General features: G+C 41.4%; 10 protein-coding genes and 1 pseudogene. 4 read left to right on the top strand and 7 right to left on the bottom strand.

From position 1 onward, the window contains the following. Positions 1-188 precede the first annotated feature (188 nt). Positions 189-815, bottom strand: coding sequence for an SAM-dependent methyltransferase (locus tag ACE1AT_RS16125; RefSeq protein WP_374870042.1), 627 nt, complete (start codon positions 813-815; stop codon positions 189-191). A gap of 98 nt (positions 816-913) precedes the next feature. Then, positions 914-2,278: an APC family permease gene (locus ACE1AT_RS16130; protein WP_374870044.1), complete on the bottom strand. Its 1,365-nt coding sequence runs from the start codon at positions 2,276-2,278 to the stop codon at positions 914-916. Between the two features lie 273 nt (positions 2,279-2,551). On the opposite strand from ACE1AT_RS16130, the pseudogene ACE1AT_RS16135 reads away from it, so the two are divergent. Beyond that, positions 2,552-2,785 (top strand): annotated as a pseudogene (locus ACE1AT_RS16135) (hypothetical protein); the annotation flags it as partial. Between the two features lie 706 nt (positions 2,786-3,491). Here ACE1AT_RS16135 and hisA read toward each other — a convergent pair. The 4 genes from hisA to ACE1AT_RS16155 all read right to left on the bottom strand — a co-directional run bounded on the left by hisA (position 3,492) and on the right by ACE1AT_RS16155 (position 6,047). Then, entirely contained in the window at positions 3,492-4,265 is a 774-nt protein-coding gene (hisA, locus tag ACE1AT_RS16140; protein WP_374870046.1) for a 1-(5-phosphoribosyl)-5-[(5-phosphoribosylamino)methylideneamino]imidazole-4-carboxamide isomerase, read from the bottom strand. A 151-nt stretch (positions 4,266-4,416) separates the two neighbouring features. Then, positions 4,417-4,707: a DUF3593 domain-containing protein gene (locus tag ACE1AT_RS16145; RefSeq protein WP_096675042.1), complete on the bottom strand. Its 291-nt coding sequence runs from the start codon at positions 4,705-4,707 to the stop codon at positions 4,417-4,419. Further along, positions 4,704-5,051, bottom strand: coding sequence for a DUF2499 domain-containing protein (locus ACE1AT_RS16150; RefSeq protein ID WP_374870049.1), 348 nt, complete (start codon positions 5,049-5,051; stop codon positions 4,704-4,706). Before ACE1AT_RS16150 ends, ACE1AT_RS16145 begins: the two co-directional genes overlap by 4 nt. 372 nt (positions 5,052-5,423) lie before the next feature. Next, positions 5,424-6,047 carry a pentapeptide repeat-containing protein gene (locus tag ACE1AT_RS16155; protein WP_374870051.1) on the bottom strand — a complete coding sequence of 208 codons (624 nt, stop codon included), beginning with the start codon at positions 6,045-6,047 and terminating at the stop codon, positions 5,424-5,426. Between the two features lie 331 nt (positions 6,048-6,378). On the opposite strand from ACE1AT_RS16155, the gene ACE1AT_RS16160 reads away from it, so the two are divergent. The 3 genes from ACE1AT_RS16160 to ACE1AT_RS16170 all read left to right on the top strand — a co-directional run bounded on the left by ACE1AT_RS16160 (position 6,379) and on the right by ACE1AT_RS16170 (position 13,535). Continuing rightward, positions 6,379-11,685 carry a translocation/assembly module TamB domain-containing protein gene (locus ACE1AT_RS16160; protein ID WP_374870052.1) on the top strand — a complete coding sequence of 1,769 codons (5,307 nt, stop codon included), beginning with the start codon at positions 6,379-6,381 and terminating at the stop codon, positions 11,683-11,685. Positions 11,686-11,853: 168 nt separating this feature from the next. Then, entirely contained in the window at positions 11,854-12,513 is a 660-nt protein-coding gene (gene cobO / locus ACE1AT_RS16165) for a cob(I)yrinic acid a,c-diamide adenosyltransferase (RefSeq protein ID WP_374870054.1), read from the top strand. Between the two features lie 290 nt (positions 12,514-12,803). Continuing rightward, on the top strand, positions 12,804-13,535 hold the full coding sequence (locus ACE1AT_RS16170) for a hypothetical protein (RefSeq protein WP_374870056.1): 732 nt from the start codon (positions 12,804-12,806) through the stop codon (positions 13,533-13,535). A gap of 123 nt (positions 13,536-13,658) precedes the next feature. On the opposite strand, the gene ACE1AT_RS16175 is transcribed toward ACE1AT_RS16170, so the two are convergent. After that, positions 13,659-14,801: a quinone-dependent dihydroorotate dehydrogenase gene (locus ACE1AT_RS16175; RefSeq protein ID WP_374870058.1), complete on the bottom strand. Its 1,143-nt coding sequence runs from the start codon at positions 14,799-14,801 to the stop codon at positions 13,659-13,661. Between the last annotated feature and the right edge of the window lie 83 nt (positions 14,802-14,884).

Below are 14,884 nucleotides of genomic sequence, written 5' to 3' on the forward strand. Positions count from 1 at the left end.
GCTTCAACACGCCGATGATTATTCCTACTGGGATTGCTCAATTCTATCAAATTAGAGACTGCGGCTCAAGCCGCAATGTCGCTTTTCCGCCCCTGGCTAAAGCCGAGGGGCTACCAAGCTCCCGGAAACTTTACGTGTGTCAAAAGTTTCTTAAGGGTAATCACCGACACGAAACCTGATGACATGATTTATTGAAGCAAATTATTCGGAACCTGATCAGGAACAACCCATAAATAAAGAGTTGTACCTTGTACCTCCAGCGTCTTCTTTGGTTTCCACTCACCCATATCAAAGGCATGGGAAACAATACGAGTACCTGGTTTGAGTTCTTGTAAGAGTTTGGGTCGGAGTTTCAAATTGACATCAGGTAATAGGTATAATGTTACTACCGTTGCGCCATCAAAGTTAGTTTGGAATAAATCTTGTTGCTGGAATGTAACGCGATCGCTCACTCCTGCTTTTTGGGCATTGGCTTTGCTTTCCTGCACAAGTTCGGGATTGATTTCCACACCTACGGCACGACTAACACCGTATTTCTGGGCGGCGGTGATGGGAATACGTCCGTCTCCACTACCAAGATCGTAAACTACATCATTTTTTGTGACTTGTGCCAATTGCAACATAGCATTAACTACTTCTGGTGAAGTTGGCACATAAGGTACATCAGCTTGTGGAGTTTCTGGAAGTTGAGTAGGTATAGCTGGTGTTTGTGCATCTGCTTCCAAGTTACGCTGCTGATTCGTACATCCAGCCACACTCAAACTCACAGCACTAATTCCAGTCACAAGCAAAATTAACATTCGTCGTAATTGCATGATTTTTCTCCTTTGACTGATAGAGTTGAGTGTTAGTAGTTAGTGGTTATTCCCGATCCCCATTGCCCCTTATCCCCAATCCCCAATCCCCGATCGCTTCACTTATTCCTCAAGAGGTGATGATCCAAGTAAAATAACGGGATTGCACAAATCACTGCTACGACACCAACTATTGCTCCTACTCCCGTATAAGCCAAACTGGAGTAGAGTAAATAGCCACAGACAAGACAAAATAGCAAAGGCAACCAAGGATAAAGCGGGACTTGAAACGGGCGGTTAATATGAGGTTCTTGTCTCCGCAATATAAACAGCGATATGCCCGAAAGTAGGAAGAAAAACCAGAATACAGGGGCTGTGTAGTCTACCATGGTTTCAAAGCCATTGCGAGTGATACTACCTAGCCCCACCAAAGCTAAGGAAATCGCACCCTGCAACAGAAAAGCCATCTTGGGAGTACTTTTGTGATAGTGCCAACTTCTCATAAATCGAAACAGTGAAAAATCCTGCCCCAAGGCGTAGTTGCTACGTGCGCCAGTTAAAATAGTGGCGTTGATTGCCCCTAAAGCAGAAACTGCAACCAACAGACTGAGAAATAATGCTCCCCCTTCACCTAAAGCCTGACGCATCAAAGCAGCTGCGACTGCTTGTGACTGAGCCATTTCCACCAATCCCAATCCCCGCAGGTAAGCTAGATTGATCAACAGGTAAATAGCGGTGATAATGCCAATACTCCAGAGTAAAGAACGAACTATGTTACGTTGTTTATCTTTGATTTCTGCCGAGATGTAAACCGCCTCATTCCATCCACCATAGGATAGTAAGACAAACACCATTGCTAGTCCCCAAGTACCTTCAGAACTGGAGGTAGTAGGAGGGGTGACGGGAGTAGGGGGGGTTGCAAAGGACAGTCCAATAATCACCACTAGCAGCAAGCCAAGGACTTTTGCCAGCGTTAGTAAGTTTTGTGTCCATTTACCTTGCTGCAAACCAAAAATATTTAATGCTGTTAATACAGCGATCGCACTCGCTGCATAAATAGAAGCGGAAAAGGCTCCGAGTGGCAAAATTTGGGAGATATAATCACCAAAAACAAATGCCAAAAGTGCAATAGAGCCTGTTTGAATGACAATCATCCGCGCCCAAGCAAATAAGAAGGCGACTTTTTTCCCAAAGGCGCGTTTGAGGTAATGGTAATTACCTCCCACATGGGGATAAGTCGTCGCTAATTCGGCGTAACACAAAGCCCCAATTAAAGATACTGCACCTCCTGTTAACCACAACAGTAGTACCGCAACATTACTACCTGCATTAGCCGCAACCAAAGCAGGACTTTCAAAAATACCAGCCCCAATAACAATACCGACAATGAGGGCTACAGTATCAACAAAGGCTAGTGAAGACTTCGGTGCTGTGACTTCCGTTGTCCCTGTCTGCTTTGATAAGGCATAGTTTTCACGTTTCATATTGATAGAGAAAGGGAAAAGGTAGAAGGCGTAAGTGTTCAGAACTTGTCCTGCTTACGCTCTAACTTGGTTCCATATGTGATAGTACGGTGAACTTTATGGTAAAGAGGGAGTACTGACTTATTTCCCTATCTCTAGAGTTAAAGATAAATATGACTTAAAAATGACAGCGGGAAGTTGACAAAAACGGATGAGCTTGAATATAACTAATTAGTACAAAAATACTACTACCTCACCTCAAGGATTCAACTTTCGTTTATTGGCTTCGAGCAAAAACAGGAAGTTGGTCAAAAGCGTTTTTATGAACAAAGGTTGCAATCTTTAGAACAAACAATTACTAATCAGGAAACACGTATTCAAAACCTGTCTAAACAACTAGAATCAGCCTTAAAGCAAGTTCAAGATTTAGCAGTGAAAGCGATTGAAGGATCTGCAAGTATGAATTCTTATCAAGCAATCAAAGAAATAGCTTTAGAACAGGCTAAAAGTCAAGTCAAGAATAAATAAATTTTGTCATTTCAAGTCCCGTAACGCATCACTTATATAGGTGCGTTACGTTTGATGATCATACACATTTGCAATTCAGTATTTATTTAATAACAAGAAAAAATCTCTCATCCTTTGCTTTCTTTGTTAGTATTAGTTTTAGGAGTAACGCTACGCTCTGTTCTTTTCGGTCTGTCTTGAACGGGCGGTTGAGGTCGATTTGGTTTTTTCGTAGCCATAATTTTTACCCTTAAGTTTAGTTCCTAAAATTAACAACACAACTGTTAATTTCACTTCCGGAAAATATTTCAATGCATGACAAAACTCTCTCAATATGAAAATAGAGACGCTTACTGTGCGTCTCTACAAGAGAGGAAACCCATTATGAAAATTGAAAAACTCAAAATTAAAAATAAAAATCTGTAATGAAAAAGCAAATCATTTGTCAGGAAAGTCACAAGTAATCTGCTTCACCTGAGCATTTAATTTATTTAGATATAATCAAGCTGCTTTTGGTTTAAAGTTATTGTTTTGGGCTTTAGGTTTATTGCTACCAGATTCGGTTCTAGGTTTATTTGTGACAGGAGGTTTTTGGCGACTCATAATAATTAGGTAACTTTTTAACTGTCTACAAAATGAACTACACCGTAGAAAATTTGGAATCCGGAAAATAAAAAAAATAACCGACCTGATAGTCAGTTAAAAAATATTAAGTTGAAAATAAGTATTAGGCAAATGCCGAAAAACCCAAATCGGGAGGAATATCTTGAATACGTCCAGAACCAACTGCTCGAACGGCTTCTGAGACAGAGATATCACCAGTGTACAAGGCACGACCAACAATTACACCTGTTACACCTTGGGGTTCTAACGCTAACAGACTGAGCAAATCTGTGATCGAACTAACCCCACCAGAAGCAATTACAGGAATACTGATTGCAGCAGCTAGTTCACGTAAAGCGTCTAAATTCGGCCCTGTGAGAGTACCATCACGATGGATGTCTGTGTAAATTACCGCAGCTGCTCCTAATTCTTGCATTTGTACAGCAAGTTGCGTGGCGAGTACTTCTGAAGTTTCTAACCAACCACGAGTTGCTACCTTGCCATTACGAGCATCTATACCGATAATTATTTTTTCGGGAAATTCTTGGCAAAGTTGTTGCACTAACTGCGGTTGTTCTACAGCCACAGTTCCCAAGATTGCCCATTGTACACCCAAATTAAATAACTGCTGTACGCTTTCTCGTGTCCGCAAGCCTCCACCGACTTCAATCGGTACAGATACAGCTTGAGCGATCGCTTCTATTGCATCTAAGTTTACTAACTTACCGACTTTTGCGCCATCCAAATCAACCAAATGTAACCTAGTTGCGCCCTGTTCTATCCATTGTTTAGCAACATCAACAGGATTTTCGCTGAAAACTTGTGAGCGATCGTAATCTCCTTGATAAAGTCGCACACAACGACCTTCTAGTAAATCTATCGCTGGAATAACTTCCATGATTACCCTCAAATTTGTTTGTTGTTGGTTGTTGGTAGTTAGTGGTCATTTGTCATTTGTCATTGGTCATTTGTCATTAAGCATGAATCAGTTAACAGTTTAATTTGATAACTGATAACTGATAACTGATAACTGATAAGTCTCCCTTCTCCTACTGTTTCGTCCCTTTGATCACTGCTTGGCGAAAGCCCAACACAATCAAGATATTAGCAAGGGTTAAAAAAGATTCTGCACTTCCATGCAACCAATCAACATTTGCCAAAGATTGATTGTAGTGCAGTTGAGCATAAATTCCTGCTGGGATAGTCACACCAACAAACACGAGGGTGCAGTAAAAACCATATAATGCCAAGCGTGGCATCTGCTTGACTCTGCTAATAAACCACAAGAAACCCAAGTAGGGAAACAGTGACAGGATAAATAGGGCTTCTTTTGAAATCATTGCTTTGATTCAATACTTTCTGTAGAAGTTACTTCAGTGACTACTTCGCTAGATTTAGCATTACGCCAAATCCACACAGCAGCCGCCCAAAGCGTAATATTACCAACTAAAGTCATGGTAGCTTGTAGTGTGACTAACCATTGTAGTGATTCCGCATTCTCAAAATAGTGCCAAGTGCAAGCACACATTGCACTCACTAAAGCTGGTAACATACCCAAAGATAATGTCCACCAAGCACGATTACCAGTTACTTCACCGTATTGCCAGATTAACCAAATGGCAACAATCCACTCGATAACGCTAGAAACGTGAATAATCCAGGTGGGAATAGAAAGAACGTGCATGTTAGTCAATGCTCAATGGTCAGTGGTAGAGACGCGATTAATCGCGTCTCTCTCTTGAAGCCATCATAATACTTGCTGTGACGACTAGAAGTGAAGTTACAGCTGGACAATTTTCTACCATATGTGCCTATTTGGATTACACCACAGTCTCTGTTATTTTGCTCAGACGAGAAGCTTAGGTTTTTGATGGGTATATGTGTAGCGATCGCCATCCTGACTTGAGAATACCAAAACTCTGTAGTGTCGGCATTTAAAATGCTACTTTAATATTCAGTGAATATGCTTAGTAAGTTCACAGCAATTTTAGTCTACAAATAAACCAGACCAACATTGCTTTGAGTAAAAACTTAAAGTTTTCCTATGAGTGATTTGTTAATTAAAACTGTATAAAAGTAATGATTCAGACAAACAAGCGCCACTCAAATTTACGTCACACAGATCAATATCATCCATATTGGTACAACTGATATCCGCATAACGCAAATCTGTTCTTGACAAAATAGCTTTAGCCATATTCGCTTTATACAGGTCTGCCTTACTCAAATTTGCACCTGTGAGATTTGTCTTACTCAAATTTGCACCCGCCAAATTTGCACCTGTTAGGTCAGCGTAGCGTAGATCCGCACCTTCCAGATTTGCATCACTAAGGTCAGCATAGCGCAAATCAGCTAGGCGCAGGTCTGCCCTAACTAATACAGCCTTGTGTAAATCTGCTTTTACAAGGTTTGACCGAATCAGACAGGCTTTGCTTAAATCAGCCCAAATTAATAAGGCTTCTCTTAAATCAGTTCTCCATAAAGTTGCTTCTACCAGATTTGCTTCATTTAAATTTGCTCCCCGCAAACAAGCTCCCGATAGATTCGCCCCACTCAAGTTACCCTGACCCAAGTTAATTCCAACTAAGCAAATCTCTTTCAAGTTAACGCGTTGCAAGCTCACTTGCAAAAAATGTCTATTACCCGCAGCGTAGCGTTCAAGAATATCATTAGTGTCCATACCACCAACACTTATGCATATTTGTTTTACTCTTTTGTAAATTTATGTAAATAAATATAACAAAAATTAGAAAAAAATCAAAGCTAAATCGCGAAAAGCATGAATGTGAAAGGATTGATGAATAGGTAAGTCGGTACAAATGTAGAGACTTGCCGTAGCAAAGCCATGCGCGACAGAGCTATTAGCACGTCTCTACTAGTTGGGGTCGTCATTACTGGTAAGAGTTTGCTGCATTTTTACTTTTCGTAACAAATTATGTTTACTCTCGCTGACTTACTTATGATCTCTTGTGGGGTCAATCCAAAATCTAAAATCTAAAATCCAAAATCGGATGACAGGCTCTCCTACTCCAGATAATCAACCTCCGTCTAATTCCAACAGACGCTTCTGGTTCCTGCTGTTAAGTCGTACTGGTATAACTCTAGGTGTGATTTTGCTAGTTGGAATTGCAGGAGGTGCTTGGTGGGCTTGGACGTTTATCAACAAGAAGTTAGTACCATTAGTAGAAACTAATCTTGAGCAATTACTTGGACGACCTGTACAAGTGGGAAAAGTCGAAGATTTTTCTTGGAATAGCTTGGGGTTTGGCTCATCATCAGTTCCTGCAACTGCCACCGATCCAGATAATCTTAAGATTAAAGCTATCCAAGTACAATTTAATCCTTGGCAAGTAATCCAAACCCGGACTTTAAAGCTAAATGTAACGTTAGTCCAGCCTGATATTTATATTGCACAGGATCAACAAGGTCGCTGGGTAACGACAACTATTAAGCCTAATGTAGAAGAACAGGCTGGTTTTATTCAAACCGAATTAGAAGGAATTCAATTTCAAGGTGGTGATGTAACTCTACAACCATTTTCTCAAACGAAAAAACCTAAAGCTGCTGTAGGATTTAATCAAGTCAACGGCTCGGCTCGCTTCTTAGAACGAAATCAACTAATTACCTTTAAAATCAACACTACACCCGTCAACGGGGGCGGTTTACAAATTATTGGCAATACACGCCCCAGTACAGGAAAAATTAACCTGAAGATTAATGGTGCTGATTTATTAGCATCTGACCTTTCTCGGTTAGTTGAGACGCCAGTAGATATACAAGCTGGTCGTGTGGATAGTGATTTAACAGTTCAGTTACAACCTAATCAGCCAGAAATCGCCCTGTTTGGAAGTGTGAGATTAGATCAAATCACTGCACAATTTGCGAACATTCCCACAAAAATTTCTCATACAACGGGTCAACTAAATTTCCAAAATCAACAGATTGCTCTCGAAAATCTGACTACGCTCTATGGCAGTGTACCAGTACAAGCTCAAGGGACAATCAATACTCAAACTGGGTATAACCTCACAGCACAGGTGAAGCCAGTCAACCTCAAGAATGTTTTAGACTCTTTGAATGCAAAATCGCCTGTACCCGTGGCTGGTATAGTGCAAGCAAATATTAAAGTGCAGGGTTCACTACAAAAACCCATCGCCACCGGAAATATTAATACAGTTCAAACTGCTCAAATTGACCGCCTCATTTTTAATCAAATTAGCACTAACTTACGGCTAACTCCGAATGAGCTAGTTCTTGCTGACATCCAAGCTACTCCCAATATTGGAGGGAAAATTACTGGTAGTGGTCGAGTTGCTTTAGGAAATCAAAATCAAGTAGCTTTTAACTTGCAAGGGCAAAATTTACCAGGAGATGCGATCGCCAAAACCTATGAAGCTGCACCCCAAATTCAAATTGGTAATCTAGCGGTAAATACGCAAATATCTGGTATTCCTAGTAACTTGCAAACAGTAGTCCAGGTACAAGCACCAGCTGCTACTTATCCGGCGAGATTAGAAGTTGCGATCGCCAGCAACAACTCTGGAGTGATTAGGCTACAAGATGCTGTTGCCAAAATCGCAGGGGGTACAATTACAGCTAAAGGACAGCTTGTACAAAAACGCTGGCAAGGTGTGGTTGATGCCAATAATATTCAACTTAGTAACTTTGCTCAAGTACCACCCCAGTATCGAGAGGGAGTTGTTAACGGTGAATTTAATCTAGCTGGGACTACTGATTCCTTCCAACTTGCTAATATTCAAGCTACAGGTCAGGCGAGACTAAATTTAGCAGAAAGTACTGTTAATCTCAGGGATATTCAGCTTAATAATGGTCGTTGGCAGACAATAGCAAATGCTTCCCGAATTCCACTGAGTCGTGTTGTTGAAAATATACAGGGTCAAATCGCTAGTGCTAATTTACGCCTGTCGGGAACAACTAATTCTTTCCAACTTGCAGATATTCAAGCTGCGGGACAGGCAAATGTAAATGTAGCATCAGGCACATTGAACTTAAATAATATTCGCCTCAATAATGGTCGCTGGCAAGCAGTTGCCAATGCTGACCAAATTCAACTTAATAATTTATCCCAAAATTTACGCGGTCAACTCAGTGGTCGAGTCGGCTTAACGGGAACTGTCGCATCATTTGGGCCATCCGCAATTCAAGCCAATGGAAATGTACGCCTGTCTCAAGGTTTAGCCCAACTCCAACAACCACTCACTGCTCAATTTCAATGGAATGGTGAACTGTTACGCATTATACAGGCAACTGCACCAGGTTTGAGGGCTGCGGGTACGGTGGCGATCGCATTTACAGACACAACTACACCACAAATCCAAAATTTCAACTTGGATGTATTAGCACAGAATTACAACTTGCAAACCCTGCCTTTTAATTTACCTGGAAATGTAGCGATCGCAGGTACACTTGATTTTGATGGCATAGTCACAGGCACTCCCAGCGCTCCCATAGCTTCTGGTAACATCCAATTAGAGAACTTTAAGGTTAATCAACTGGCATTTGATCCAGTATTAACTGGTCAGGTAAGTTATCAACCAGAACAAGGAACCCAACTGCAACTACGAGGTAAACAAGATCAAATCGCCTTGAACCTTGACCCTAACTATCGTCCCACTTCATTTTTAGTTCGACGTGATGGTACTGTTGCCACTGGTAGAAGTCAAGGAGACAATCTCTTAGTCAATCTGCGAGACCTTCCTTTATCTGTAGTACAAGGTTTTATTCCTAGCGGTGCGAGAAATTTTGGCCCTGTGGCTGGAAATGCTTCGGGTAACTTTGTCGTTAATTTAACCGAGTCTACCGTTGCGGGTAATGTGAATATCACTCAGCCGAAAATTGGTAGACTTACCGCCGATGAATTTCGTGGTCAGATTAGTTTTGCTGATGGTGTTTTCAGTTTATCAGAAGGCGAATTGCGCCAAGGTACAGGTCGTTACTTACTTAGTGGTAAATTGCCAACAACAGGTAATCAACCATTAAATTTTCAACTCAGCTTTGATCAAGCCAGAATCGAGAATATCTTATCAGCGCTGAATATCTATGATTTTTCAGACATTAGCACTGGTTTGCAACCTCCAAATTTAGCTGGTGCAGAAGCATTGACTACTGTCCCTGTTGGTCAACCGAATGCATCTTTGGCAACAAAATTAGAGTTGTATAAAAAAATCTCAGACCTAGTAGCACAACAAAAACAACAGCAACAGCAACAAGCACGAATACCTACCTTAGCAGAATTAAGCGGCCCAATTAACGGACAAATTCAAGTCACAGGCACTTTGCAATCAGGATTGGATACTAGCTTTAATCTGACAGGTTCTAACTGGGTTTGGGGTGATTACAAAATCAATGAAGTCATTGCTAATGGAACTTTTACAGATGGTGTTGTCAGGTTACAACCCCTACGGGTAAATTTAGATGGGTCACTCCTTGCTTTTAATGGACAGTTGAGTCAAGAACAACTATCTGGACAAGCGCGCATCGAAGCATTACCAGTAGCACTCATCAAGCCTTTTATCCGAGATTTACCTGTAGAAGTTACAGGTAATTTAAATGGGCTGGTGACTCTGGCAGGTAGTTTGAAAAATCCGACTGGGATTGGGGAAATAGCGCTGGTGAATGGAAGTATTAATAATCAATCTATTCAAACAGCACAAGTAAGTTTTAATTACAATAATGCTCGCTTAAATTTTGGTAGCAATATCTCAGTCACGGGAACAGGTACAGAACCAGTAGACATTGTAGGTAGCATTCCATTAAGCTTGCCTTTCGCCACAGTCAAACCAGATAGTGACCAAATTAACATCAATGCAAATGTCAGAAATGAAGGTTTAGCAATCTTAAATGCTTTGACTAACCAAGTAAATTGGGTTGGAGGTCAGGGAAATGTAGATATTCAAATTGGTGGTACGTTGCAGCAGCCCAACACTATTGGTATTGTGACGGTGAGAAATGCAACTTTGAAATCACCTAACCTCTCTCAACCATTGACAGATGTCACAGGAACAATTAGATTTGCAGGCGATCGCTTCAATGTTGAAGGTCTACAAGGAAAATATAGCCGGGGACAACTAACAGCAGCAGGAATTCTACCTATTTTTGCCACTCAAAACGCCCTACAGCAAGCAGAGACTAATCCTCTCACTGTTGTATTAGAAAACCTTAACCTGAATCTACCAGAATTGTATGCAGGAGGAGTAAGTGGGAATGTAGTAATTAGAGGCACAGCACAAAAGCCCCGATTAGCTGGAAATGTACGACTCCAAAACGGTCAGATATCTTTAAATCAGAATGCTGAAACTTCTCAAACCACAGGTGCAACACCCATAAATAATTCTGTAACAAATAGCGAGATATTTCTAGAAAAACCTGCTCTGACAATTACAAACACTCCCCCAAGCCAGTCACAAGAAACAGCCAATTCTTCAGCTTCTCCCAGTTCAAGACGCATCAATTTACCTGTAGAATTTGCAAATTTCCGTGTCATCCTCGATAACGACGTGCGCGTCATCCAAGAACCACTATTCAGTTTTGTCACAAAGGGAGATATTACCCTCAACGGAACTTTAGCTAATCCCCGTCCTCAAGGAGTGATCAATCTTAAACAAGGTCAAGTCAATTTATTTGTGACTCGATTTACCTTAGCGCGTGGTTATGACCAAACCGCCACATTTACTCCCAGACTAGGATTAGACCCAATTTTGAATGTGCGACTAGTCACATTAGTGCCGCAATATAACAGGAGTCGATTACCAACTACAACCACATCTAGCGAGATTAATGATTCTTCTCCCAACGCCTTGGGTACTTTCAACACCGTTCGCATCCAAGCCAGTGTCCAAGGCCCAGCCAGTAAATTATCTGAAAATTTACAACTGACTAGTGAACCTAGTCGGACAGAAGCAGAAATTGTTGCTTTATTGGGAGGTTCTTTTATCAACGTCTTTGGTCAACCTGATGCAACCAGCATCGGTATTGCTACTCTCACTAACTCTGAGATATTTGCAAACTTTCAAGGCAGAATTAGTCAACTTGCTGAGGCGATAGGTTTAAGAGAATTCCAGATTTTTCCCACCATCCAGCCTACTGCAAGCGGAGAAAGTTCAGTACTAAGTTTAGCAGCAGAGGCAGCAGTTGGTATTTCTAACGATATTTCTTTTTCAGTATCACGAGTTTTTTATGCCAATGAATCTTTCCGTTACAACTTGCTTTATGAACTCAGCGATCAACTAGTCATCAGAGGTTCGACAAATTTAACTGATGAAAGTCGAGCAGAAATTCAATACGAAACAAGATTTTAATGGTCATTGGTCATTGGTTATTTTACCTTTTTCTAGGCCCGAACTCTAAATGAAGAACTATTGCATCAGACCTAAGATTGATTTATTTCTAAAAAATATAGGTCACTAACCCAGGGCTAAAGCCACTGGGCTAAAGCGACTGAGTTTCCACACTTACCACGAGGTTTTATGAATACCGAAAATTCTGCTGACCTCAATCTAGACATAGAGGAAGCATCATCCTCAACTCTGACTGACGAACAGTATCGCCAAAAAATGCAGCGACGCAAGCAGGTGCAAGACCAACGCATAGCAAAGGCAATTCCAGACAAAGGCTTAATAATAGTTCACACTGGCAATGGTAAAGGAAAAACTACCGCAGCCTTGGGAATGATACTGCGATCGCTCGGTCATGGCTACAAAGTGGCGATCGTCCAATTCATCAAAGGTGCTTGGGAACCCTCAGAAAAAAAGGTTTTCAGCCTTTGGCCAGATCAATTAGAATTTCACGCTATGGGAGAAGGCTTTACCTGGGAAACCCAAGACCGCGATCGCGACCTTGAAAAAGCACAAACCGCTTGGCAAAAAGGATTAGAATACATCCGCAACCCAGAATTTAAGCTGGTGCTATTAGATGAAATAAATATTGCCATTAAACTTGGATATTTGCGTGTAGAAGAAATTTTGCTTGGTTTAGCACAAAAACCAATCGATAATCACATTATTCTTACAGGCAGAGGCGCACCCCTAGACTTGATCGAACGTGCTGATTTAGTCACAGAAATGACATTGGTAAAGCATCCTTTCCGTGACCAAGGTGTAAAAGCTCAACCAGGAATTGAATTTTAATGTCATTGGGGATCGGGGATTTTCCAGAGGAGACGATACGTGTAGACGTGCAAGCGGCTTCTCACAGAGTACGGGGATTGGGAAGAGACGCGGTAAATCAATCAAAAATATTCTCCGTGTCCCCACCTCCCCTTGTCTCCCTTGTCCCCAATCCCCAATCCCCTTTCCCCGATCAAAAACATCACTTTTGCCGGGAAATTTTTTGGCAAATACACAAAAACTACAAACATTTGTCCCAATTTTTGCCAAGATAATATTATTTCCCTAAAAGTCATTTGGCAAAAATGGGCATGAGTGAAAACAAAATAGAAGACTATGGCAAAGGATACCTAGTTCTGCTTTTGCCAATCTCGTTTTTAATAATTTTCCTAGTTGCAACCTGGCGAATTTGGCTGGCGTTAATATTTTTGGCGTTAGCTATTAACATCTGGCAGCGCTATCAGTGGCAAAAATGGTGTTTGCAAGTGAACCCGATGTTTAACCAGTTAATTCGGGAAAATCAAGGCAAAATTACCCCAATGGACTTGGCAATTAAGGGGAATTTTTCTGGAGAAACGGCAAAACGCTATTTGGATACAAAAGTAGCAGAATTTGCAGGCAGCGTTGTGAACTCTACAGAGGGTGGTAAAGTGTATTACTTTATCACTGCTGGTACTCTCGGTAGTATCTTTGATAGTAGCGAACCAGTGAAAGAACTTCCTCATCCAAAGGATAATAAAATGATGGAATCTTTACTGGCACCACCGCCTTCACAACCGCAGCAAGTAGAACCAGAAACTGAAACCCTACCACAGACACATCAGGAAGAAGTTAAACAACCATTAGAACAACAATTAGTTTTCGGTTCTCTAATTCAATCGGAACTAGCGAAGCGTCTCAACGTGTATTCTAGTACTGTATACAAAAGAAGAGATGATCCAAACTTTCCTGAGTGGAGTCGTAGCAAAGATCCAGATGGTATTGCTTGGAGTTTTTCACCAAAAACTAAGGAGTTTTTTCCTTTGGAAGAACAAAATAGCTAAAGGATGAAGGGTGAAATCAGTGTAGACGCGTAGCGGCTTGCCGCAGTCTACAATCAACAGTTAACAACTTGCACTGATCGATAACTGATCACTAAATTTTCCTTCTTTGCTTCTGACAATACTTCAATTGCTACTCTTTGCTTCCAAACCAACTGCTTGGGAGATAGAATTTAATCCTGTTTGTTCTAACTTAGCAAGCAACCCTTCGAGAATACTACGTATCATCAATGGGCCAGAATATATCCAGCCTGTATAGACTTGGATGAGACAAGCACCAGCAGTAATTTTCTCCCAGGCGTCTTCTGGGGTAAAAATACCACCAACGCCGATGATTGGTATTTTCCCTTGAGTTTGCTGCCAAATAAACCGAATAATCTCTGTGGAGCGATCGCGCACTGGCGCACCACTAATTCCACCCGCTTCTTCTTGTGGTGATTTGCCTGTTTTGGCAATCACCTGTGTTTTAAGCCCATCACGGCGAATGGTGGTGTTAGTAGCAATGATTCCCGCCAATTGATAAGTTTGAGCTAGGGAAATAATGTCAGCGATCGCTTCCCACTCTAAATCCGGCGCTATCTTGACAAATATCGGCTTTTGTGTATTGTTATCTGTTTGTAATGCTGCCAAAATTGAACTCAGCATCGTTGCATCTTGGAGCGATCGCAAACCTGGTGTATTGGGAGAAGACACATTCACTACAAAGTAATCTCCCAATTCTTTGAGTAGGCGAAAACTATTGAGATAATCTTGGGCAGCTTCCTCTAGTGGCGTCACCTTAGATTTGCCCAAATTTATTCCTATAGGTATGGTTGGAGCGAACTGCTGTTTACATTCTGCTAACCGCCTCGCCATAACAGCAGCCCCACTGTTATTAAAGCCCATGCGATTGAGAGCGGCTTTGTCTAAGGGTAAGCGAAATAAGCGGGGACGAGGATTACCCGGTTGAGCAACAAAAGTTACAGTTCCGATTTCTGCAAAACCAAAACCAAAACTTGACCAAATACTAGTAGCAACGCCATCTTTGTCAAACCCAGCAGCCAAACCTACGGGGTTGGGGAAATGTAGCTCAAACAGGGTTTGTTCGAGACGTTGATCAGTAACAGACAACGAATTTTGTAAGCGTTTGACGACCAAACTAGCAGGAGGGCGATCGCCATTGTTTGCTAGCCAGCTAAGACTGCGAATTGTTGAATAGTGCAGCCATTCCGGATCTGCATCGAGCAGATCGAAGAATAACGGACGAATTAAAGCTTGATAAATATCCAAATTTTGCTTGATTTTAAGTATAGTTATGGGTTGTTGTTTGCAACTCTAATCTGGGCATCTTATATATTAGCAAGCTATGTTTA

Source organism: Pelatocladus sp. BLCC-F211 (assembly GCF_041928655.1).
Lineage (GTDB): Bacteria > Cyanobacteriota > Cyanobacteriia > Cyanobacteriales > Nostocaceae > Pelatocladus.